The following is a 20,320-nucleotide window of genomic DNA, read 5'->3' as shown; positions in this document are numbered from 1 at the left end:
GTCCCCTAGTTGCCAGTGTTTTCACGAGAGTTGAATGGCATTGGGATGCGCACGCCGCGTTCGCGTGCGACTTCATCGGCTCGGTTGTAGCCGGCATCCACGTGCCGAATAACGCCCATACCGGGGTCGTTGGTCAGCACTCGTTCGAGCTTCTTTTCTGCGAGGTCGGTACCGTCAGCGACGATCACCTGGCCTGCGTGGATGGAGCGGCCGATGCCGACGCCACCGCCATGGTGCAGTGACACCCAGGTTGCACCGGAAGAAGTTGAGGTAAGAGCGTTGAGCAGCGGCCAGTCCGCGATCGCATCGGACCCATCGAGCATAGATTCGGTCTCTCGGTAGGGCGATGCGACCGATCCTGAATCGAGGTGATCGCGTCCGATGACCACCGGGGCCTTGAGTTTGCCTTCGCGGACAAGCTTGTTGAACAGCATGCCGGCTTTGTGGCGCTCACCGTAGCCAAGCCAACAAATGCGGGCAGGAAGCCCTTCAAACTCGACGAACTCTTCGGCGGCGTCGAGCCAACGGTGGAGGTGCTCATTGTCGGGGAACAATTCCTTCAGCGCTTGGTCGGTGACACGGATGTCCTCGGGGTCACCGGATAGAGCTGCCCAGCGGAAGGGCCCGTTGCCTTCACAGAACAAGGGGCGGATGTAGGCGGGCACGAAGCCCGGGAATTCAAAGGCTCGGTTGTAGCCTGCCTGTCGTGCTTCGTCACGGATCGAGTTGCCGTAGTCGAACACCTCGGCACCTTCGTCCTGGAATTCCACCATGGCCTGGACTTGGGCAGCCATGGACTCCCGAGCCTTTTTGGTGAAGGTGATGGGGTCTTCGGCAGCTTCTCGATGCCAGTCCTCGAACGCCACCTCGGTCGGCAGGTAGCTGAGGGGATCATGTGCACTGGTCTGATCGGTGACGATGTCTACCTTGATCTCGCCAGCACGATGACGACGGAGGAGCTCGGGGAAAATCTCCGCTGCGTTTCCTTCGACGCCAATGGACAGTGCTTCGCCCGCAGCCTGCGCTGCTAGAGCGCGCGACACGGCGTCATCAAGCGAATCGGCAACGCACCCGAGGTAGCGCTTGGACTGACGGCGTTCGAGGCGAGAGCGATCGGCATCGACGATGATGCACACACCGCCGTTGAGCGTCACCGCGAGAGGTTGTGCGCCGCCCATGCCACCACAGCCTCCGGTGAGGGTGATCGTGCCTTTGAGGGTTCCACCGAAACGCTTGCGCGCGATCGCAGCGAATGTTTCGAAGGTGCCCTGAAGGATTCCCTGCGTGGCGATGTAGATCCAGGAGCCGGCGGTCATTTGGCCGTACATCATGAGACCTTCGGCCTCGAGCTTGCGGAACTCCGGCCACGTTGCCCAGTCACCAACGAGGTTGGAGTTAGCGATTAGGACGCGGGGCGCCCACTCGTTGGTACGGAACACACCAACGGGCTTTCCGGACTGAACAAGAAGTGTCTCGTCATCTTCAAGGGTTTTGAGGGTCTCGACAATAGCGTCAAAGGCTTCCCAGTTGCGGGCAGCTTTACCCGTGCCACCGTAAACAACGAGGTCTTCGGGGCGTTCGGCTACCTCGGGATCGAGGTTGTTCATGAGCATGCGCAGGGGTGCTTCAGTCTGCCAGGACTTTGCATTCAGCTCAGTCCCGCGGGGGGCGCGGATGACCCTGCTGCCGTTCGTGTTAGTGGTGGTTTCACTCATTGTGGCTCCTTCACATTTTGTGACTTGGATTGTGGATTGCCACAAATGTAAGGGCCGATACTAAAGATTCCCAGCGGTTGAAGAACTATATTGTCTGGGATCCAAGACTATGCAGGTGATGCACGTTACTTCCGTACACCGTGCTGGCTATTTTTCCGGCAGTCTCCACCATTTCCGCCAGCAATTGCTGTTTTTTAGACTCCGCCAAGGATCCCTGACGATAGGTAAGAGCCAACGATGAGCTAGCACGACCCAAATGATCAAAGAGAGGCACCGCAAGACTCTCCTGCCCCGGACTTACCAGGCCTGTCTCCTCCGCCCAGCCCCGCTGCCGCACAATACAAAGATCATGCTCGAACTCCGAGAAATCCCGCCCGCCTACACCGTGGACACCGACCGCAGCCTTGACTTCAGCAGCCGGAAGATACGCCATCATCGCCTTACCACTAGCCGTCCGATAAGCATCGAGGCGAACCCCCACATCGGTTAGCAAACGCACCGCATCCGGCGCGCGTTCTTCCAGCAGATACACAACCTCCGAACCAGACAGACGACTAATGTGCGTACTGCCACCCACCTGCATAGCCAACGCCGCCGCGTATCGCCTACCAACGCGAACCAGAGGCTGTTGACGGGAGTAGGAGCTCGCCATCTCATACGCCGCAACCCCCAACCCGTAGGCTTGCTCTTCCGCCAAGTGAACAACAAAACCCGCCTGCTCCATGACGGACAATAGGTGGTACACCGTTGATCGCGGCAAGCCTGTTTCTTGGGTGATGCGGGCTGCAGACATGGGCACGTCAGCGGCTGTAAGCACCTGCAGAATTGCAAGAGTATTGGCAGCGGCTGGTACGCGACTCTTCCCGGGACTCATGACAACACTCTATAGTGCAATCATGAGCATCTGGACAGGACGTAGCGACGGACCCCGCTGGCATCATATCGTCACTGATTCGGGCGATAGCACGGTAGGCATTGTGGGTTTCGCAAGTGACGAGGGGGTGAGGCGCAACCACGGGCGACCGGGGGCCTCCGAGGGACCTACCGCACTGCGACAGGCACTCGCACCGCTGGCAGTGCATGGTCAATTGAGCGTTGTTGATCACGGCGACGTCACTGTTGGAGGAACAGACCTCGAGCAAGGCCACCAAGAATTAGCAGCGGCGGTGGCCGCATCAGTGAGCTCACATCCCGTGACGTTTGTCCTCGGTGGGGGCCACGAAACCGCCTACGGCTCCCATTGCGGCCTACGCCATGGGCTCAACGATGACGCCGTGAGGGACTCCCGCACCAACGAAAGCTCACGCTCCCCTCGTGTCGGCGTAATTAATTTGGACGCACATTTTGACCTGCGGCGTGCGGAAGAGGCGACGTCAGGAACCCCATTTTTGCAAATCTGTGAACAGTTCGATTGCGGACAAGACTACCTGGTAGTAGGCGTTTCAAGGCCGAATAACACGCAGGAATTGTTCGATGAGGCTGATCGTCTGGGCGCAACCTACGTGGAAGATTGGCAGATCGACCAAGCAGACTTCGTCGTAGCGAACTTCCTCGAATCACACGACGTGATTCATTTGTCGATTGACCTGGATGTTCTGCCAGCCGGTGTCGCGCCGGGCGTAAGCGCACCTGCGGGGCTTGGCGTCGATCTGGCTACTATTCGTGCACTCGCCTGCCAAGTGGCGGCAAGTGGAAAGCTACGGCTGGTGGACGTGGTGGAGTTGAATCCAGGGTTTGACATTGATGGGCGGACGGCGAAAGTTGCCGCCCGCTTGCTGTGGGATATCGCCACGATTGTAGCGGGAGAAGCCCTTCATAACCCCTCCTGTGCGGGCTAGCTCCAGGCGAGCTCGCGGAGGCGGGCGACGTCGAGCGCGCCGGTAGAAATTGGCTCAGTGATCGCACTTCCCTTGGCAAAGACCACGACTCTATCCGCCAGGTTCAAGATTTCTTCCTCTTCGGAGGAAGCCACTATCAGAGTCAACCCTTGTTCCTGAGCCATGTGTTTCAGGAGGTCATGGATCTGATTCTTCACGCCAATGTCAACACCCTTGGTGGCTTCATCAAGAAGCAGCACCGTAGGTCGTTGCGCTATGGCACGAGCCAGCAAAACTTTCTGTTGGTTTCCACCCGACAGGGATTCCACCGGCGACGTAACGTCGCCTCGAATCTGCAATTTACCAAGGATCTCCAGGGCCGCTTCATCCATTGCGCCACGACGCAACCAGCCAAAACGCGTATAACGTTTGAGAACAGGTAGTGCGACATTATCGAGCCCGCTCATTTGGGCAACGATTCCGTCGGTTTTCCGTTCTTCCGTGACATAAACGAGCCCGCGGGATGCTGCAGCTGCTGGGCGCGATGGGGTGTACGTTTCACCGTTAAGCGATACTGTTCCGCTTTCCACGGTGCTGAGGCCTACGAGGGCTCGTAGAAACTCCGTGCGCCCCGCAACGGTTGACACTGCAAGCCTCCCTAAAAGGTCTAGTTACTGCACCTTTTAGACCATACAGTAGAAAGTGTTCCAGATCTCAAATACTTGAAAACTTTAACCACCCCACAATTGGGGTAATTACCCGCGCTCGTGCAGCATCGCCGGTGCTCGGCACGTTGTCGAGCCGAAATAAAAACCCTGTTAGGCGGTGTACTCAGCTACAGAGAATTAAGAGTCGACGGATAATGCAAATTTTTTAAGATCCCATGGAACCGATTCAGGTATCTTTTACGTCTAAGTACATTGACGGCGCTCAGACACACATCTCCGCGCGCCGCCACGGTGAACATCCCACCCCACGCCACGGGTTGGGCGCTCACCTGAGGGGAATGTTCTAGACGTTCACCACACACCGGTGAACTAGAAGGGGAAAGGCAGATGTATCCACCACAATCACCACCACCCACCGGCGGCGGAAACACATTCGGCACTCCGCAAAGCTCTGGCATGCAGCAAGGAGTGTTCGTTCCACCCGGCCAACCGGAACCTGAGCCAGTAAAACAAGGCCTGAGCAAAGGTACCAAGATCGCCCTCATCATCCTCAGCCTGCTGCTTACCCTCGTTGTCATATTCGCCGTCGGGTTCGCCGCAGGGCAAATGTCCAAAAGCAATGACACTGCGGGGGCAACGACACCCGCAGCAGCCTCCGCCACCCACATGGCTGAGGGGAACCAAGACACGCAGTGGCCCACTAGAGACACCACTGCCCCACTACGCCCACTGGAACCAGATGAACCGGAGATCTACACCCAACCAGGCTTCGACGTCTGGGACCCCTGCGACATGCCTCCCGAACTCGAACAGCGCCTGCACTTAAGTAACAAAGGGACCGATCAAGACCTAGGTTCTCCGGACGGTAAATCTTGCGCATGGACAGTTTCATACCCTGGAACAACCGAAGCTGACCTCCTCGTACGACTGACTACTAGTCCTGCCGCAAATGCATTAGGCAAGTCGCTTAAACCAGCAGAGAGCTTTCCACGCCTGAGGGACGCCGGGTGGCAGCTTCACGTCACTGAACCTGATGCAGCCTGCGTTGCAGCGGTAAAAACCGATCGGGGCCTTCTTCTTCTATGGATGGACCGACCAAGCTATAAAAATAGCCCTCTGGACAACTGCGATCCCGTGGTTGACACCACCTATGCACTCACAGGAGTGGGCTAACCAAGCACTGCCGGGTCGACACCGGCTGAAAACAATAACTAGGGGGAAAAATGACAAGCATCATCAAATACATACCTTCAAACGTCGATACAAACGCAGATAGAATCAGGCATGCTGCGGACACTACAGCGCGGGCTGGTAAAGCGATCGGCATGCTGGGATTGGAAACAGCTACCCAGGTATCTGGTTTGCAAGGCCTGGCGCAGGGGCATGCAAATGTGTTGTCCGGCCAAGAAGGCTCCGCATACCAAGTACTCAAAAACTACGCCGACCAACTCCAATGGGTCGCCGACAACCTCAACGCCACCACCAACGCACTGACCACCACCGACACAACACTACGCAACCAACTCGACACAGTCGCCACCACCATCTCCACCACACCAAGCGACACGCACGCCGGTGCCACCATCGGGGACACCACACACCACTTCCCCACCCGACCCGACACCACCATCACCCCTTTCACCTTCCCACCACCAATCGCCCACGCAGAAATATCCCTCACCTGGCTAGCCAACGCACTAGCCACCACCAACACGGGAGCCTTCAGCTCAGCCGAACACACCTGGCGGAACCTAGCTAACACGCTCAGCACAGTCGTCAACGATGTACGTCAAGCCGCCAGCAACCTCGCCGCCAACAACCACGGGGATACCTTCACCGCCGCAGGCGAACAAATCAACGCCATCATCACCTCTGGTCAACACTTCATCGACACCGCACACACCATGGCCACCAACGTCTCCCTGATGAACGCCATCCACGCCGAAGCAACCACCACCATCGCCCAAGCACAAGCCATGATCGCAGCACTGCCCAACCCCTTTGCCCAACAAGCAGCAGAACACGCCTTCCTCCACGCCTTCGCCAGCGTACTCAGCACACAAACCACCGGAGCCATACCACCGTTTAACACCCTCATGGACATACTCGGCCAAGCCGGCCAACGGGAGGCCGGCCACACCGGTAAACGTTCTGTCGCAGGCGCAGGCCCCACCAGTATCACCCCCATCGCAGGCGAACAAACCACAACACAGGCCAACACGATTGGCACAGGTGGCTCCCTCGAAGCGGTCGGCGCAACAAGTGATGCACTACAGCAGGTCGGCACCCAGCACGCCGTCGCCACCCCCACAGCACCTACACCCACACCCGGCATGTCTAATGCACACACCACAGGGCTGAGCCATGCCCAGGGAATGCACCCATCACAAGTGTTTGCCACCAACCCCTCCGCAGGCAGCCACAGTGCTTTTACTCCAGCACTAGAACAACTCAAAGCAACCGCCGCACAACACACAACAACTGGCACTACACCCACCACCGGGAGTGGAGCTAGGCCGTTGATCAGTGGCCTAGCGGGAGAAAAACTCAGCCAACAACTATCAGACAAGCTCACCCAGCGCGGCACTGGTGGGATCAGCGGCAGTGGTGGCGGCGGGGGCACATCCCTTCGTGGTATCGGCGGGATCGGTGGTGCGGGTACCGCACTCGGTACAGGCAGCCGGGGTCTATCCGCTGGCAGTATCGGCGGCAGTGGTGGCGGTGGGATCGGTGGCCGTAGCATCACAGGCCCCGGCACACCCGGTGGTGGTGCAGGTCGCAGCATGATCGGCAGTGGTGGTACGCCGCAGTCCCCCACCACCACAGCAGGCTCCAACAGCGCAAGCAGTCGACCAATGGGGCCGATGATGGGGGCCGCCCCCATGGCAGGAGCAGCCGGCACCACAACCGGGAGCGGGAAAACAAAGCCATCGATTAGTCGCAGCCGGCGGCAAGGAAGTGTCGCCGACTTTGAGCGCGAACACAACCTACGCGCACTCCTGGGCCCGCAACGTGGGTTGCCGTCGCACTCCTTCGGGGCATGGTCACTACTGCCAGAACATGTGCAAAAGCAATTCCCGCAGGCAGAGTTTAATAAAGCAATGAGCCACGCCCGGCGCGAACTACGTGCCGGAACCTTCGTGGCCGATAGCCCGGTCAAGCACGCCATCGCGGAGTACTTCTTCAGAAAAGAAGGATGGGACGTATAAAACTACCCGCTGGTGTCACCATCAAAGTAGCTGACATGCATGTAGCGGAATACCTCGGTCGCCAGCACCTCACTGTGATGACGTGCGAACAGGCCAGAGGTTTCCCGCCGCATCAACTGCATCGTCAACCGGCGGACGCCTTCCAGCAATGCTGGCGACCTGTCAAATGCTTCCGCGACCTCACCCACACCAAAAGCAAACTGGTCAACGGGGTGTCCTTTGTATGCTCCACTATTGGCCACGGCGTCCAACTCCTTGAGCTGTCGTTCGCGTTTAATCTTCTGCACGGTTCCCAACGCAGCATTGAGCACCACCCAAGGGTCATCCCATTCGCGGGGCGCGAAGTACACCTCTAGTCTTCCCACGTTGAGTGTGACAAAGCGGCCACCACTGGTCGAAGGGAAATCGCTTAAAGTCCAGCGTTTGGCCTCCAACGTGACCGGCATGGGGATGGTGCGGTGAAGTACCGACGCGACGTCATCAATAATTGCGCCGTATAACCCCGGGACGGCCGCAGTGTTGCGCATGAGTTTGGAGCCGTCGTGGATGCAACGCTCTAGGACAGCATCTGGTTCGTGCCAGTCCCGCCGAATGGCGTGGTCGATGGTGCCGGCTGCCCAGTGCTCGAATGTGTCGGCGTCGAGGGTACCGTCGAGTGTTCCGGGCTGTGTGGAGTAAAGGTTCCAAGTGCGGTTACGCAGCGTGTGGCCTTGTGCGCGCAGTTCTTCGATGAGTTTCCGTTCCTCGACTTGGCGTTCGACGCGGCTGAATCTCGGTAGGGGCCAGAATTGGAGTGCGACGGCGTCTTTCCACGGTGCGTGCTGCCCAGAGCGTAGGACGTGTGTGGCGAAGCGAGTCTGAATGTTTTCCGTTTCGCCTACATAGCGTTCCCCGTTGGCGAATTCGATGATGTAGACGCCGCTTCGCGTGGGTCGTTCGGCCAGGATGGCTGCAAGCGTGTCGCCCGGTTCAACAACCCAGCGGGTGAAATGACGCCGCGGGGAGCGCCGGGGTGTGTCAGTCACGGTTGTCATTTTAGGCAAAAGCTCGGCCAGCAGCACCTTTAGCGAGTTAGTAAAACTGCTCACCGAGCTCGTAGTTCTTACGACCGAACTAGTTGAGCTCATCAGACTTCTCAACTAGACGGGCTTTGCCCGAAACCTCGATCGGACTGCCATCCGATCGGGTTCTTTTATGTACCGGTGATTTCAGCACCGTGTGTGTCCCAGAATAGTAGGCTATTTTCCTGCTCGCAGATCTTTAACGCCGCTACGGCCTGGTCGATGAGGGACTGCTTCGGCGTAACGTTTTCAAGACGCTGATCAATAAGTTCGCGCCGCACCCAGCTACAACCCTTCAGAGGCAGCCATCTGTACGCGCCACCCGTATAGAGTGGGCGCATGGCTTTCCTCCCTCACGTTGTTAATGGTGCTCAGGCCGCTGCCGATCCCACGCTGCGCAGCCAATTGGATACCGCGACCCAGCTGCGCCGGCGGGTGTTTATCGACGAGCAGAAGGTTCCGGAAGACCTGGAGTGGGACGGACAGGATCTGATCGCCACGACAACTCACGCGTGGTTGACGGACGGCTCTGGCCAGGTGGTTGCGATCGGGCGGGTGTTACAGGATGTGCCTGATGATCCGTGCGTGGTGCATATTGGCCGCATAGCTGTGGATTCTTCTTTGCGTGGCACCGGTGTCGGTCGGCAGATTATGGCGTTGTTGGAGCGTGTGGGTGCTGACGTCGCGTCTACCGCAGCGCCCCAAGCTAGCGCAGTGAGGTGCGTGCTTGCTGCACAGGTGCAGGCGGTGGGGTTCTATCTTGCCTTGGGCTACGAGTTAATCGATGGCACCACCTATATGGATGCGGGTATCCCCCACCAGGACATGCACAAGGTGGTGCCGTTTTAAGCATTGCTCAAGGGCGTGGACTATTGGCGCGTTACATGCCAGATCGTTTGCCTTTCGTCACCGGGATAGGTCACTTCGATAGGAGCGGGCAAAGAGATCTGCTTGCTCACCCTCCTCATCCGGTTTTGAATGTTTGCTAAAGGCCCCTTTAATTTCTTCGTCGCGACTCCTGCGAGCTCTATGTGAAGAACTACCTGTATCGTCGTGCACCCCGCAGCTATCCGAGCCAAGCTCGCTGGATAGGTATATTGGCTACTGAAACGCAGAGCATTCAATAAACCCAGTGTTCCAAGGACTTTCCGGGCTACTGTTTTCCCAAGGTCCAAAGGATTGGGAAGCTGATTGCTTGCTCTGCTGTAATCCTTGACTTCTATCAGTATCAGGGGCTCTCGAGCTCGGCCGACAGCCACCACGTCACACCCGCTGATATCTGAGGCACCTTGGGCTTTTGCGTATTCTTTCCAGCTGTCAAACTTGTCTACCTTCCACCCCGTGGGGAAGCTAAAGATCAGGTTCCCCTCTGAAACCGATGTCTGAGTATTCATTGCCCATCACCACGCTAGGTAGCGCTCTGCTTGTTCTGCCTCGGCTTCGAGGGCAGCAAACACCTCAATATCGTCCAAGTCGTGCGAGGTTTGTGCCTCCACTGCGGTGGCGCTGCCTTCTGGACGATACAGCCCGATGTACTGGATATCAGGAGCATTTTCCGCCATCTGCAGTTCGCGAATCAGGTAAAGGCTATGGGAAGCGACGAACACCTGCGCCCCTTGGCTAGCTAGAAGGATGAGCGCGTTGGCCACGGCTTTTTGTGATGCTGGGTTTAGGTTAGCTTCGGGCTCATCCCAGAACAGGTACCCCCCTTCAAGGAGCGTCCCGTTAGCGATTAGCCTACTGATCATTGCGAGTTTACGATGCCCTTCAGCCAACAACGTGGCTTCTAGATTGCCAACACCTGGCTGGTGTAGGTAGAAACGCCCGCTGTCAGATTCGCTCACAGTGCCATCGCCAAGCAACTCAGAAAATAACGAGGCCAGAGGAGATGAGTGTTTGGTTCGACGCCCTTTTAGCGGTGGTTTTTTGAGTAGCTTCGAGGTGTCATACCACGTCTCATCAAAATCAGCTTCGACGCTCTCAAAGATCGTGATGAATGTCTGTGAAAGGGTCAGTAGCTCATGCGGTGGTATGTAGACAGGCTCATCTTTAAGCCTGCTCCCTGGTAGGTCAACCACGTCTACTTCTTTTTGAGCCCGTGAACTGAAGTCAAAGCCCAGGGGCGAGCCGATGCCTTCGTACTTAACCTCTACAGAGCATTTGCTCCTACCTTGGCCCCGGCGCACTAAGCGCCCGAGGGAGTCTGGGCGGAATACTCCGTCCAGTTTGTCAGCAATCTCTCCCCTCAACTCGGTCTTGGTGGGCTGATCATAGCTTTTGTGTCTATCGATCAGCTTCTTAGTGCCTCTGAGCGATTTCGTTGCTGCGTAGAGCAGTTTAAGCAACTGCGTTTTGCCACATCCGTTGTCGCCGACAATGACGTTAAGTTGCGAAGAGCACTCGATGTTGGCGCCCGCAAAGGGGCCGAATCCGCTCACATCGAGGTGCTTCACCGGGTATTTAGCCATGCCCTGAGTATATCCGGATTTACCGAAGATTTTAGTCACAAAGTGGGCAACCCAGCTTCTATCCATATATCAAGCGACTGGGTCGCAGAGGGCACTAGACCCATAGGCCGTTTTAACCTCCTGCTGAGAGCCTGCGGGGGTTAACACGTTGGCGCTAATAAAATTTGCGGCACGCAGTCAGCCGCCCCACCAGCGGCGCAACCAAACGTCCCCAAGAATCCCTCACCACCGCCGCAACCCTCTCCGCCTCCCTCCTCACCGTCGCCACACTTTCCGCGTGCTCCGTCCTCCCCATCAATCCCTTCCACGGCGCATTCTCCAAGGGCGCTTCCCTCGATGCCCTCACCACCGCCACCACCCACGTCCAGGAGCTAAAAGACCGCGGCGCCAACCAGGTCGAATTGCTCGCACTCCAACTCGAAAATGGTGAACTCGGTTCCGTCGCGGTGACCGTTCCCACAGCTGCAAGCAGCCCCCGCACCTGGTCGCAGTGGCACCTCGACGATTCCGACGGTTCACAGTTCAGCGATGAGCCCCTCGACGACGTCCTCGGCGCAATCACCACGTTCTCCCCCACCGAGGCACCCATCGCGGACCTCGTCGCCGCCGTGCACAAACGCGCCACCGAGGATCCCCGCTGCTCCGCCCCCGACATGTTGACGCACGTGTCCTACCGTGTCACCCCCTCCGGAAAGGCATCGGTCGAAACGTTTTGCGCTCCGTCCGATGACATTGTGAACAGGAATGGTGAGCTAACTATCACCGATGACGTCGCGGGGCTCTCCGACCCATCTTCCGCAGCTGCCGGTGATGGTGCGGTCACCATCGATCGACCACTGAATTTGCTGCAGGCAGATGACATGCGCACCCTGTTGCATTATGCGGGTGCCTTCTTCGGTGACACCCTCACGTCGATCGAGGTGCAGCCGCCGGCGAACCTGTCGGATGGGGTGCCCGGTTATGTTTTCCGCGGGACGGTGGCACCCAGTGTTGGGGGCAGCCCCGAGTGCACCCCAACGATGCGGATCAACATGTCCGCCAATATGATTTTGTCGTCGGGTCAAGGCCCCCTCACCGATAACATTACTTCGCAGCAGGTCGGTCTCCAGTGCCTGCCGCCCCCAGGCAGCCTGCGTCAAAGTCCGGTGGGCGACACGACGGGGGTTCCGTTGTGGTCGAGGATCTCCGCCGCGACGTCATACACCGTCTTGATGAGTCCCTCGCACAGCACGTCGCACGGTGCGCCTTGAGCGATGATCTCCCCGCCCCGCATGACGAGAAGGTCGTCGCAGAACCGTGCTGCCAGGTTGATGTCGTGTATCGCCACCATCGTCACTGCCCCGGCGCGCCGCGTCCGTTCCCGCACGAGCCCCAGCAGGTACAGCTGCCGGTGCAGGTCGAGCGCCGAGGTGGGCTCATCTAGCAGCATCACCTTGGGGTCGCCCACCAGCATCTGCGCGACCGCCACCATCTGCCGCTGCCCTCCCGACAGCTCACCGATGTAGCTTTCCGCAATGTGCCCAATGTCCAGCTCAACCATGGTTCGGGCCGCCAGCTCGGTGGGTTTTATCCCGACAGCGACGCGCCTGGCCGCCACCAACACGGCTTCGAATGCGGTCAGCGATGCGGATCCGGGGAGGTCTTGCGGCACATAACCAATGACGCCGCGGAGCTCCTTGCCCTGCAGCATCTCACCATCGTCGGTGCGTAGGTAGACGGATCCGCCGAGCTTCGGTTGGACCCCGGCGATTGTCTTGATGAGGGTCGATTTTCCGGAGCCGTTCGGCCCAAGCAGGCCTACCACCCGGCCACCCTGCAGGGGTTTCGGTGTGAAGTTTTCAAGTATTTTGTGGGAGCCGTATCCCGCGTTTAGGTCTTCGATGTGCAGCATGTTCGCCGCATGGTGCTGCGTCACGTCATTCACCAGTTCGCCCGCTTCCTAGTCATGATGATGAGGATGAAGAATGGCACGCCGATCACTGCGGTGATGATGCCGATCGGGATCGCTAGCCCGGGGCGGATCATCAGCGATACCGCATGCGAGCAGGCCAGCACCAGCGCACCCGACGCCATGGACGCCGGAATGAAGTAGCGTTGGTCCTCCCCCACCAGCATCCGGGCGATGTGTGGCCCCACGAGGCCAATGAATCCGATTATTCCCGAGAAGGCGACGGTGGTTGCCGCCAGCACTGACACCATGATTAGCACCACGACCCTCAGGCGCTGCACGTTGATGCCCATCGCCATCGCGCGCGCATCCCCCAGGCGAAGCGCCGTCAGCCGCCACGACAGCCACATGAAAATCGGCAGCGACACCACCAGAACGACCGCAATAATTCCGTTACCCAGCCAGGTTGCGCGGGTCATCGACCCCATGGTCCAGAACACGATCTGCTGCAGAGCCTCCACGGACGCCGAGTATTGCATCAGGCTGAGCATCGCCTGGAAGAAAAACACTAGACCAATGCCCAAAAGGATCATTGTTTCGGCGGAGGCTCCCCTGCGTATTGACGCCACGACGATCAGCGTGGTGGCGATCATTGCGGAGATCCAGGCGGCCGTCGCGAGGTTGAATTGCGCAACCGGAATGATGGTGATCCCCAGGACGATTGTGGCCGCCCCGCCAAACGCCGCCGCTGCGGATATTCCTAGGGTAAAGGGCTCGGCGAGGGGGTTTCCGAGGATGGTTTGCATCTGCGCCCCGGCCAGGGACAGCGTCATGCCGACGAGCAGCGCCATCACTGACATCGGCAGGCGCAGTTTCCACAGCACCACCCTGTTTTGGTCCGTCAGGCTACCTGGGGAAAGGATACCCTGGACTACTTCTTTCAGGCCTAGGTCGATGGGGCCGACCACTGTGGAGATGACGAATGCGGCCAGTGCCCCAGCGATGAGCAGCGCGATGATTGCCCATCGCCGGGCGACGCGGCGTCTGTGTGCGGAGACAAGGGTGTCGACTGTTGTCACTGTCCTACCGTTTCCATTCCTCGGGTGGCGTGCCGGGCGGCATGCCGAGCGTTGTGTGTGCCAGCTGTTACTTCTGGTTGTCCTTGACGAAGAAGACGCCGGTCTCGTCGAAGGCGACGTACTTCTTGTGGGCTTCCTTCAGGTCCTTTTCGGGATCGAGGCCCTTGAACTCGTCGGGGTGCAGCCACTTCGCGAACTGTTCGATAGCGATGTAGTTCAGCGGGGAGTCGTAGAACTGGTGCCATACGGCGAAGAATTCGTCATCCTTGGGTGCCTTGAGTTCTTCGAAGCCGGGGGTTGCCAGCAGGCCCTGGAGGGTCTTCTGTGCGGTCTCGGGGTCGGAGTTGTAGCCGAGTTCTACGTGGGGCACTACTTCGGGCTTGTCTTTGTCCGGCGCCCAGGATCCACCGGTGGCGATGATCGCAGCAGGCTGGGAAGCGATCAGCTGTTCGGCGGTGACGCTACCGGACGGCCCGTCGACTAGGTGGTCGCCGAGGTTGTCGCCGCCTGCAAGGTTGATCATCTCGCCGAGGTTGCTGTCGTTGACGGTGGAGCAGCATTCCTTCAGGCCGGCCGCGCGCCACACGAAGGTGCTGGGGCGGTCGTTGAGCTTCTCGACGCGTTCCTTAACGGTATTGACCTTGTCGGTCCATTCTTTGGTGAATTCCTTGGCTTTGTCTTCTTTGCCGAGGACAGTGCCGAGCATTTCGACGGATTTGGTGGTGTTTTCCAGCGGGTGCTGGCGGAAGTCGGTGACGACGTACTTGATTTTTGCGTCGTCGAGCTTCTGCAGCAGGCCGTTGGTGCCGGAGGTCTTGTAGGCGTCGGCGCTCATGACGACAACGTCGGGGTTGAGGGCGAGGAGGTTTTCGACGGTGACGTCGCCGTGGTTCATGTTGCCGATCGTGGTGACGTCGGCGAGCTCAGGGACAGCCTTTTTGAAGTTGTCGTAGTAGCTGGGGTCTGCCTGTTCCAGGTCGTTGCCCATGCCTACGACCTTGTCGAGGGGGTGCTCGCGGTCGAGGATGGAGGTTGCGAACACGCCGCGGCCTTCACTAAGGATGACACGTTCAGGCAGCTTGTCGAAGGTGACGGTGCGGCCTTCGACGTCGGTGACGGTGATTGCGTTGCCCGAGGCTGCGTCAGCTTTTGTGCTTTCTGACGTCGCGGTGGTTTCTCCAGTGCCGCCACATGCGGTGAGCAGCAGTGCGCTGGAGGCTAGGACAGCCGCCAGACCTTTAGTGATCGTTTTCATAGGTACTCCTTGCCGTAGATTAGCGTAGGTTGCAAAAATGAATCATACTCCCCACCGTGTTGTATATACAACTTTAGTTTCATAACATCGTCAGATTGCGCCCTCAATGCGCACAGCATTGACCGCAATCACGCGTCATGCAGCAACTATCACCCATCCCCGGCCGATTGCCGCCCCTGTGCCGCAGTCACTCAGTACGCGCGGGCCTTCTTGAGAGCCTTTTTTAACGCGGCGTCATCAAGCTCCAAGCAACCCCCCTTATTCAAACGATGCAACACCACCGGACACCCCTTGCACCGCGGCTTGGACTTGCAGCACTTTTTACGCTTACCCCCCTTGGCGGCCTTTGCGGCCTTCTTGCGCAGCTTGTCCATATCCATGATCGAAAGCTTACCTTAATAGCAGCAGCCACCGCCCCCACACACCGTCAACAGCAACGCTCCACGCCGCTAACCAGTGCACTCCACGCCGCACAAAAGACCACTAGCCACTTTTCGCATCGCCTCGCACCGGGATCGGCTCCAGATCCAACTCCTTGAACTTGCGGTCGCTTTCTCCACGGGCACGGCGATCATGACAAGCACAACACCGGCCACCACCGCCAAGGTTTTAGCTGCGCCAGCGGTTTCCTCTGCGTGATCTTCGCGGTCGCTCATTGCTGCCCGCTACTTCCTCGGCTGTACGGATGGCTCGAATCTTTCAGGCACCTTGACCGTTCAGGTGTCCCGACTCCCCACGAGCCTATATAAAAAGTAACTGGCGTCACGTTATCGGCAACGGACCAAAATATCGGGTGGGGCGCCGCACTAAAACCGGCGACCTGGGAAAACACCGCCGCATATGCCCGCCCACCCGATAAAAGTGCACACCAGCATGAAAATAGCGGCCGCAGCCAGGCCCAAAAGCCTAACCACGGCCGCTCAAGCAGCACGCACGGAGCACCGAGCCCGGCCCACCGTGCCTAGCGTTGCCCCGCCGAGATTGCGTCGATGCTGCTGCGCTTCGGGTAGACGCGGGGGCGCACGCCACCCATTTCTTCGACGATGCGGATCACCTGGTTGGAGTAGCCGAACTCGTTGTCGTACCAGACGTAGAGCACGAGGTGCTTGCCGGTTGCGATGGTCGCAAGGCCATCGACGATGCCCGCTTGGGTGGTGCCGACGAAGTCGTTGGACACAACCTCCGGGGAGTGGATGTAGCCGATCTGTTGGCGCAGGTCGCTGCGCAGGGAGACCTGCTTGAGGTATTCGTTGACCTCGTCGCGGTCGACGTCACCGGCCATGGTGAGGTTCAGCACCGCCATGGAGACGTCCGGGGTGGGGACGCGGATGGCGTTGCCAGTCAGCTTGCCTTCGAACTCAGGCAGGGCCTTGGAGACGGCCTTGGCGGCACCGGTATCGGTGAGCACCATGTTGAGGGTGGCGGCGCGTCCACGGCGGGAGCCTTTGTGGAAGTTGTCGATGAGGTTTTGGTCGTTGGTGAAGGAGTGGACGGTTTCGACGTGGCCGAATTCGACGCCGTATTTGTCGTTGACGGCCTTGAGGACGGGGGTGATGGCGTTTGTTGTGCATGACGCCGCGGAGAGGATCTGGTCGTCTGCGGTCATGTCGCCGTCGTTGATGCCGAAGACGATGTTCTTGATGTCGCCCTTGCCCGGCGCGGTGAGCAGCACCTTGGACACACCGGTGGACTTGAGGTGTTGGGAGAGGCCTTCGCGGTCGCGCCAGCGGCCGGTGTTGTCGACGACGATGGCGTCATTGATGCCGTATTCGGTGTAGTCGACGGTTGCGGGGTCGCTGGAGTAGATGACCTGGATGGGGGTTCCGTTGGCCCAGATGATGTTGTTGTCTTCGTCGACTTTGATGGTGCCGTCGAAGGCGCCGTGGACGGAGTCGCGACGCAGCAGGCTTGCGCGTTTTTGCAGGTCGTTGTCGCCGTTTTTGCGTACGACGATGGCGCGGAGGTTGACGCCGCGTCCGTAGGATTGCTTGGCGAGCAGGATGCGGGCGAGCAGGCGGCCGATGCGGCCGAAGCCGTAGAGGACGACGTCTACTTCGTCGGCGGTGGTGACGGGTGCGTCGATGACGTCGGCGAGTTCTTCGCGGAGGAAGGCTTCGAGGTCGCCGCCGCGTTCGTCATAGCGGACTGCGAGTTCACCGAGATCGATGGATGCGGTGCCGAGGTTGAGGGTGGTGAGCAGTTCGACGATCGGGTAGGTCTTGTGAAGGGAGAGTTCTGTGCCGGAGATGCGGCGGGCGTAGCGGTGGGATTTGACGATGTCGACGGCGGTTGCGTTGTCGAGTAGGGATCCGAAGATCGAGGTAACAACGTTGTTGTTCCGGCGGAGCTGGCCGAGCAGGGGGATCATTTTTTCCGCTAGTTCGATCCGCTGGTTCCAGTCGTTGTTGGGCATTTATGCGCCTTCCGTGGGGTGTGATTCGAAGAAAACAAGTACACATATAACGTAGCTAAGTTTTCTTTGTTTCGGGCCCCTTTTACTCTCTACCGGGGTTACTTTGTGGGGGTGTTGTACCTCACCACCGCTATCGTGCTGTCCTCACCACCGCCATCACAGCGCCATCATCCCGCCATGGCGTGCTCGCTGTGTCCCCGCTGTGCCGTTGCGTTGGCGATCTGCCACTATGGTGTCCATGGCTTTACCTCGCTTCCTTCAGCGCATCGTCCAGATTTTTTCTTCCCGCGATCATGACGCCGCGTCTGCCTCCGGCGGATCTGTACATCCTGACGCCGCACACTCCCCCGACGCTGTGCCCGAGTGGCTCATCATCGGGTTGGGCAATCCGGGGGCGAAGTATCAGATGACCCCGCACAATGTCGGCTACTTCGCCATCGACCACGCGCTCGACCACGCGCACGACTACGCACCTGGCCAGGGCCCGCAGCCTTCAGGCAGCACACTGTCCCTGCAGCCCGTGCCCGGCTGCACCGCCCATGCCGCCGTCACCACCTGGGGCGAGAACACCGTCGCACTGGTGCGCTCGGATACGTATATGAATGAGTCTGGCATCGCCGTCGCCGCGCTCGCACAGCGCTGGTCGATTCCTCCGGAGCGCGTCATCGTCATCCACGATGAGCTTGATTTGCCGCCAGGTACGGTCAAGCTAAAGGCGGGCGGTAGCGATAATGGCCACAACGGGCTGAAGTCCATCACCGCGCGGCTCGGGTCGGGGGACTATGTTCGCGTGCGGATGGGTATCGGGCGGCCGACAGGCGTTCCGATCATCGAGCACGTGATCGGGCCCATGACCCAGGAGATCCTCGATACCCTGCCCACCCAGTCGGCCGACGCCATCGTTGCTGCGCAGTTAATCATCACTGAAGGCGTTGATCGCGCCCAAAACATTGTGCACACCCGCAAGCGCTAACCCTGTGCGCACTCGGGCGCAACCCGCGCCTGCGTTTGGCCTTGCTGCCTGTAAGATAGGCGTCCGTGTCTGATCTTTTTGCCCAAGCCGCCCGCCGCCGTACCTTCGCCGTCATCGCCCACCCCGATGCCGGTAAGTCCACTCTGACGGAGGCATTGGCGCTGCACGCGCACGTCATCAGCGAAGCCGGTGCGGTGCATGGCAAGGCAGGGCGCAAGGCCACGGTGTCGGACTGGATGGAAATGGAAAAAGACCGCGGTATTTCCATCGCGTCCTCCGCCCTACAGTTCGAATACGCACCAGAGGGCCACACGGGCGAGCCCTACATGATCAACTTGGTGGATACGCCCGGCCACGCGGATTTCTCTGAGGACACCTATCGCGTTCTCACCGCGGTGGATGCGGCCGTGATGCTTATTGACGGCGCGAAGGGCCTGGAGCCCCAAACACTGAAGCTGTTCCGCGTGTGCAAGGCCCGTGGCCTGCCGATCGTCACGGTGATCAACAAGTGGGACCGCCCCGGTATGGCGCCGCTCGAGCTCATGGATGAGATCGTGCAGGAGATCGGCTTGCAGCCCACTCCCCTGTTTTGGCCGGTGGGTGAAGCCGGCGACTTCCGTGGGCTCGCCAAGGTCAGCGATGACGGTGAGCCAGAGGAATACATCCACTTCATCCGCACCGCCGGCGGCTCCACCATCGCCCCCGAGGAGCATTACAGCCCGGAGCAGGCCGAAGAGCGTGAAGGGGATGCGTGGTCGACCGCGGCGGAAGAAGTCGAATTGATGACGATGGATGGAGCCCTGCATGACCAGGAGCTTTTCCTGGACTGCACCACCTCCCCGGTGATTTTCGCCTCCGCAATGCTGAACTTCGGCGTCCACCAGATCCTCGATACCCTGTGCGCGCTCGCCCCCTCACCAGGCTCGCGTGCGTCCTCCCAGAAGGCAATCGACGAGGCCACTGCAGCCTTCGACGCCGCCCGCGACGTCACCGATGATTTCTCCGGCGTGGTGTTCAAGGTGCAGGCCGGCATGGACAAAAACCACCGCGACTCCCTAGCTTTCATGCGCGTTGTGTCCGGCGAGTTCGACCGCGGCATGCAGGTCACGCACGCCCAGTCCGGTAGGAGTTTCTCCACCAAGTATGCGCTCACCGTGTTCGGCCGCACCCGCAACACCGTCGACACCGCATACCCCGGCGATATTGTTGGTTTGGTCAACGCAGGAACACTCGCACCCGGCGACACCATCTACGCAGGCCGTAAGGTGCAGTACCCGCCGATGCCACAGTTCGCACCCGAGCATTTCCGCACGTTGCGCGCGAAGTCCTTGGGTAAGTACAAGCAGTTCCGCAAGGCTTTGGATCAGTTGGCGGCCGAAGGTGTCGTACAGATTTTGAAAAATGATGCGCGTGGTGACGCCGCGCCGGTCATGGCCGCAGTCGGCCCCATGCAGTTCGAGGTCATGATGGCTCGCATGGACAACGAGTACAACGTGGAGACCATCGCCGAACCTGTGCCCTATTCGGTGGCCCGACGCACTACCCCAGAAACGGCTGCAGAGTTGACCAAGCAGCGCGGGTGTGAGGTATTTACCCGCACCGATGGGGAGCTCATTGCTTTATTTGGCGACAAGTGGCGCCTGCAGTTCATCGAAAAGGAGCACCCCGAGTTCGTGCTCGAACCGCTAGTCGCCGACTAGCGGCATGGGCCCGGCCCCGCCAACTAACAGCGATTAGGGACTAGCACCCCCTCAAGATATGACTAAGGTCACTT

The 20,320-nt window shown here is 59.3% G+C and carries 18 protein-coding genes; 7 read left to right on the top strand and 11 right to left on the bottom strand.

From position 1 onward, the window contains the following. Nucleotides 1–5: 5 nt before the first annotated feature. Nucleotides 6–1,715: a urocanate hydratase gene (hutU, locus tag L1C91_RS02970; protein ID WP_234857957.1), complete on the bottom strand. Its 1,710-nt coding sequence runs from the start codon at nucleotides 1,713–1,715 to the stop codon at nucleotides 6–8. Nucleotides 1,716–1,800: 85 nt separating this feature from the next. Continuing rightward, nucleotides 1,801–2,589 (bottom strand): IclR family transcriptional regulator, encoded by a 789-nt coding sequence (locus L1C91_RS02965; protein WP_234857956.1) that lies wholly within the window; start codon nucleotides 2,587–2,589, stop codon nucleotides 1,801–1,803. 22 nt (nucleotides 2,590–2,611) lie between these two features. Here L1C91_RS02965 and hutG point away from each other — a divergent pair, with 22 nt between their 5' ends. After that, nucleotides 2,612–3,553 carry a formimidoylglutamase gene (gene hutG, locus L1C91_RS02960; RefSeq protein WP_234857955.1) on the top strand — a complete coding sequence of 314 codons (942 nt, stop codon included), beginning with the start codon at nucleotides 2,612–2,614 and terminating at the stop codon, nucleotides 3,551–3,553. On the opposite strand, the gene L1C91_RS02955 is transcribed toward hutG, so the two are convergent. Beyond that, on the bottom strand, nucleotides 3,550–4,179 hold the full coding sequence (locus L1C91_RS02955) for an ATP-binding cassette domain-containing protein (RefSeq protein WP_234857954.1): 630 nt from the start codon (nucleotides 4,177–4,179) through the stop codon (nucleotides 3,550–3,552). The genes hutG and L1C91_RS02955 overlap by 4 nt on opposite strands. A 408-nt stretch (nucleotides 4,180–4,587) precedes the next feature. On the opposite strand from L1C91_RS02955, the gene L1C91_RS02950 reads away from it, so the two are divergent. Both L1C91_RS02950 and L1C91_RS02945 read left to right on the top strand, forming a co-directional pair. Beyond that, on the top strand, nucleotides 4,588–5,373 hold the full coding sequence (locus tag L1C91_RS02950) for a hypothetical protein (protein ID WP_234857953.1): 786 nt from the start codon (nucleotides 4,588–4,590) through the stop codon (nucleotides 5,371–5,373). A 152-nt stretch (nucleotides 5,374–5,525) separates the two neighbouring features. Beyond that, complete coding sequence (locus L1C91_RS02945) at nucleotides 5,526–7,409, top strand: hypothetical protein (RefSeq protein ID WP_234857952.1); 1,884 nt, start codon at nucleotides 5,526–5,528, stop codon at nucleotides 7,407–7,409. Between the two features lie 2 nt (nucleotides 7,410–7,411). Here L1C91_RS02945 and L1C91_RS02940 read toward each other — a convergent pair whose 3' ends face one another. Together L1C91_RS02940 and L1C91_RS02935 are read right to left on the bottom strand one after the other, a co-directional pair. Beyond that, on the bottom strand, nucleotides 7,412–8,434 hold the full coding sequence (locus L1C91_RS02940) for a GIY-YIG nuclease family protein (protein WP_234857951.1): 1,023 nt from the start codon (nucleotides 8,432–8,434) through the stop codon (nucleotides 7,412–7,414). A gap of 167 nt (nucleotides 8,435–8,601) precedes the next feature. Then, nucleotides 8,602–8,751, bottom strand: a complete 150-nt coding sequence (locus tag L1C91_RS02935; protein ID WP_234857950.1) for a hypothetical protein — start codon at nucleotides 8,749–8,751, stop codon at nucleotides 8,602–8,604. Between the two features lie 58 nt (nucleotides 8,752–8,809). Here L1C91_RS02935 and L1C91_RS02930 point away from each other — a divergent pair, with 58 nt between their 5' ends. Beyond that, nucleotides 8,810–9,319, top strand: a complete 510-nt coding sequence (locus tag L1C91_RS02930; protein ID WP_234857949.1) for a GNAT family N-acetyltransferase — start codon at nucleotides 8,810–8,812, stop codon at nucleotides 9,317–9,319. A gap of 551 nt (nucleotides 9,320–9,870) precedes the next feature. On the opposite strand, the gene L1C91_RS02925 is transcribed toward L1C91_RS02930, so the two are convergent. Beyond that, nucleotides 9,871–10,938: an AAA family ATPase gene (locus L1C91_RS02925; protein ID WP_234857948.1), complete on the bottom strand. Its 1,068-nt coding sequence runs from the start codon at nucleotides 10,936–10,938 to the stop codon at nucleotides 9,871–9,873. A 164-nt stretch (nucleotides 10,939–11,102) separates the two neighbouring features. Here L1C91_RS02925 and L1C91_RS02920 point away from each other — a divergent pair, with 164 nt between their 5' ends. Continuing rightward, nucleotides 11,103–12,188: a hypothetical protein gene (locus L1C91_RS02920; protein ID WP_234857947.1), complete on the top strand. Its 1,086-nt coding sequence runs from the start codon at nucleotides 11,103–11,105 to the stop codon at nucleotides 12,186–12,188. Here L1C91_RS02920 and L1C91_RS02915 read toward each other — a convergent pair. From L1C91_RS02915 to L1C91_RS02895, 5 genes are all read right to left on the bottom strand, one after another. Further along, complete coding sequence (locus L1C91_RS02915) at nucleotides 12,074–12,829, bottom strand: ABC transporter ATP-binding protein (RefSeq protein WP_234858182.1); 756 nt, start codon at nucleotides 12,827–12,829, stop codon at nucleotides 12,074–12,076. The two genes, L1C91_RS02920 and L1C91_RS02915, sit on opposite strands and share 115 nt — an antisense overlap. Nucleotides 12,830–12,858: 29 nt before the next feature. Next, nucleotides 12,859–13,905 carry a FecCD family ABC transporter permease gene (locus L1C91_RS02910; RefSeq protein ID WP_234857946.1) on the bottom strand — a complete coding sequence of 349 codons (1,047 nt, stop codon included), beginning with the start codon at nucleotides 13,903–13,905 and terminating at the stop codon, nucleotides 12,859–12,861. 67 nt (nucleotides 13,906–13,972) lie between these two features. After that, a complete protein-coding gene (locus L1C91_RS02905; protein ID WP_234857945.1) occupies nucleotides 13,973–15,160 on the bottom strand; it encodes an ABC transporter substrate-binding protein in 1,188 nt (395 codons plus the stop codon). 191 nt (nucleotides 15,161–15,351) lie between these two features. Continuing rightward, entirely contained in the window at nucleotides 15,352–15,540 is a 189-nt protein-coding gene (locus L1C91_RS02900) for a hypothetical protein (protein WP_234857944.1), read from the bottom strand. Between the two features lie 581 nt (nucleotides 15,541–16,121). After that, nucleotides 16,122–17,573, bottom strand: coding sequence for a glyceraldehyde-3-phosphate dehydrogenase (locus tag L1C91_RS02895; RefSeq protein ID WP_234857943.1), 1,452 nt, complete (start codon nucleotides 17,571–17,573; stop codon nucleotides 16,122–16,124). Between the two features lie 238 nt (nucleotides 17,574–17,811). On the opposite strand from L1C91_RS02895, the gene pth reads away from it, so the two are divergent. Then, entirely contained in the window at nucleotides 17,812–18,546 is a 735-nt protein-coding gene (pth, locus tag L1C91_RS02890; RefSeq protein WP_234857942.1) for an aminoacyl-tRNA hydrolase, read from the top strand. Nucleotides 18,547–18,611: 65 nt separating this feature from the next. Then, complete coding sequence (locus L1C91_RS02885; protein ID WP_234857941.1) at nucleotides 18,612–20,246, top strand: peptide chain release factor 3; 1,635 nt, start codon at nucleotides 18,612–18,614, stop codon at nucleotides 20,244–20,246. Nucleotides 20,247–20,320 lie beyond the last annotated feature (74 nt).

Origin of the sequence: Corynebacterium argentoratense (assembly GCF_021491455.1) — a bacterium.
Classification (GTDB): Bacteria; Actinomycetota; Actinomycetes; order Mycobacteriales; family Mycobacteriaceae; genus Corynebacterium; species Corynebacterium argentoratense_A.
This window is presented reverse-complemented; position numbering and strand designations above follow the sequence as displayed.

Coding starts and splice junctions, on each gene's coding strand:
- hutU (WP_234857957.1), bottom strand. CDS start 1,715: ATGAGTGAAACCACCACTAACACGAACGGCAGCAGGGTCATCCGCGCC.
- L1C91_RS02965 (WP_234857956.1), bottom strand. CDS start 2,589: ATGAGTCCCGGGAAGAGTCGCGTACCAGCCGCTGCCAATACTCTTGCA.
- hutG (WP_234857955.1), top strand. CDS start 2,612: ATGAGCATCTGGACAGGACGTAGCGACGGACCCCGCTGGCATCATATC.
- L1C91_RS02950 (WP_234857953.1), top strand. CDS start 4,588: ATGTATCCACCACAATCACCACCACCCACCGGCGGCGGAAACACATTC.
- L1C91_RS02945 (WP_234857952.1), top strand. CDS start 5,526: ATGCTGGGATTGGAAACAGCTACCCAGGTATCTGGTTTGCAAGGCCTG.
- L1C91_RS02930 (WP_234857949.1), top strand. CDS start 8,810: ATGGCTTTCCTCCCTCACGTTGTTAATGGTGCTCAGGCCGCTGCCGAT.
- L1C91_RS02925 (WP_234857948.1), bottom strand. CDS start 10,938: ATGGCTAAATACCCGGTGAAGCACCTCGATGTGAGCGGATTCGGCCCC.
- L1C91_RS02915 (WP_234858182.1), bottom strand. CDS start 12,829: ATGCTGCACATCGAAGACCTAAACGCGGGATACGGCTCCCACAAAATA.
- L1C91_RS02905 (WP_234857945.1), bottom strand. CDS start 15,160: ATGAAAACGATCACTAAAGGTCTGGCGGCTGTCCTAGCCTCCAGCGCA.
- L1C91_RS02900 (WP_234857944.1), bottom strand. CDS start 15,540: ATGGATATGGACAAGCTGCGCAAGAAGGCCGCAAAGGCCGCCAAGGGG.
- L1C91_RS02895 (WP_234857943.1), bottom strand. CDS start 17,573: ATGCCCAACAACGACTGGAACCAGCGGATCGAACTAGCGGAAAAAATG.
- pth (WP_234857942.1), top strand. CDS start 17,812: ATGGCTTTACCTCGCTTCCTTCAGCGCATCGTCCAGATTTTTTCTTCC.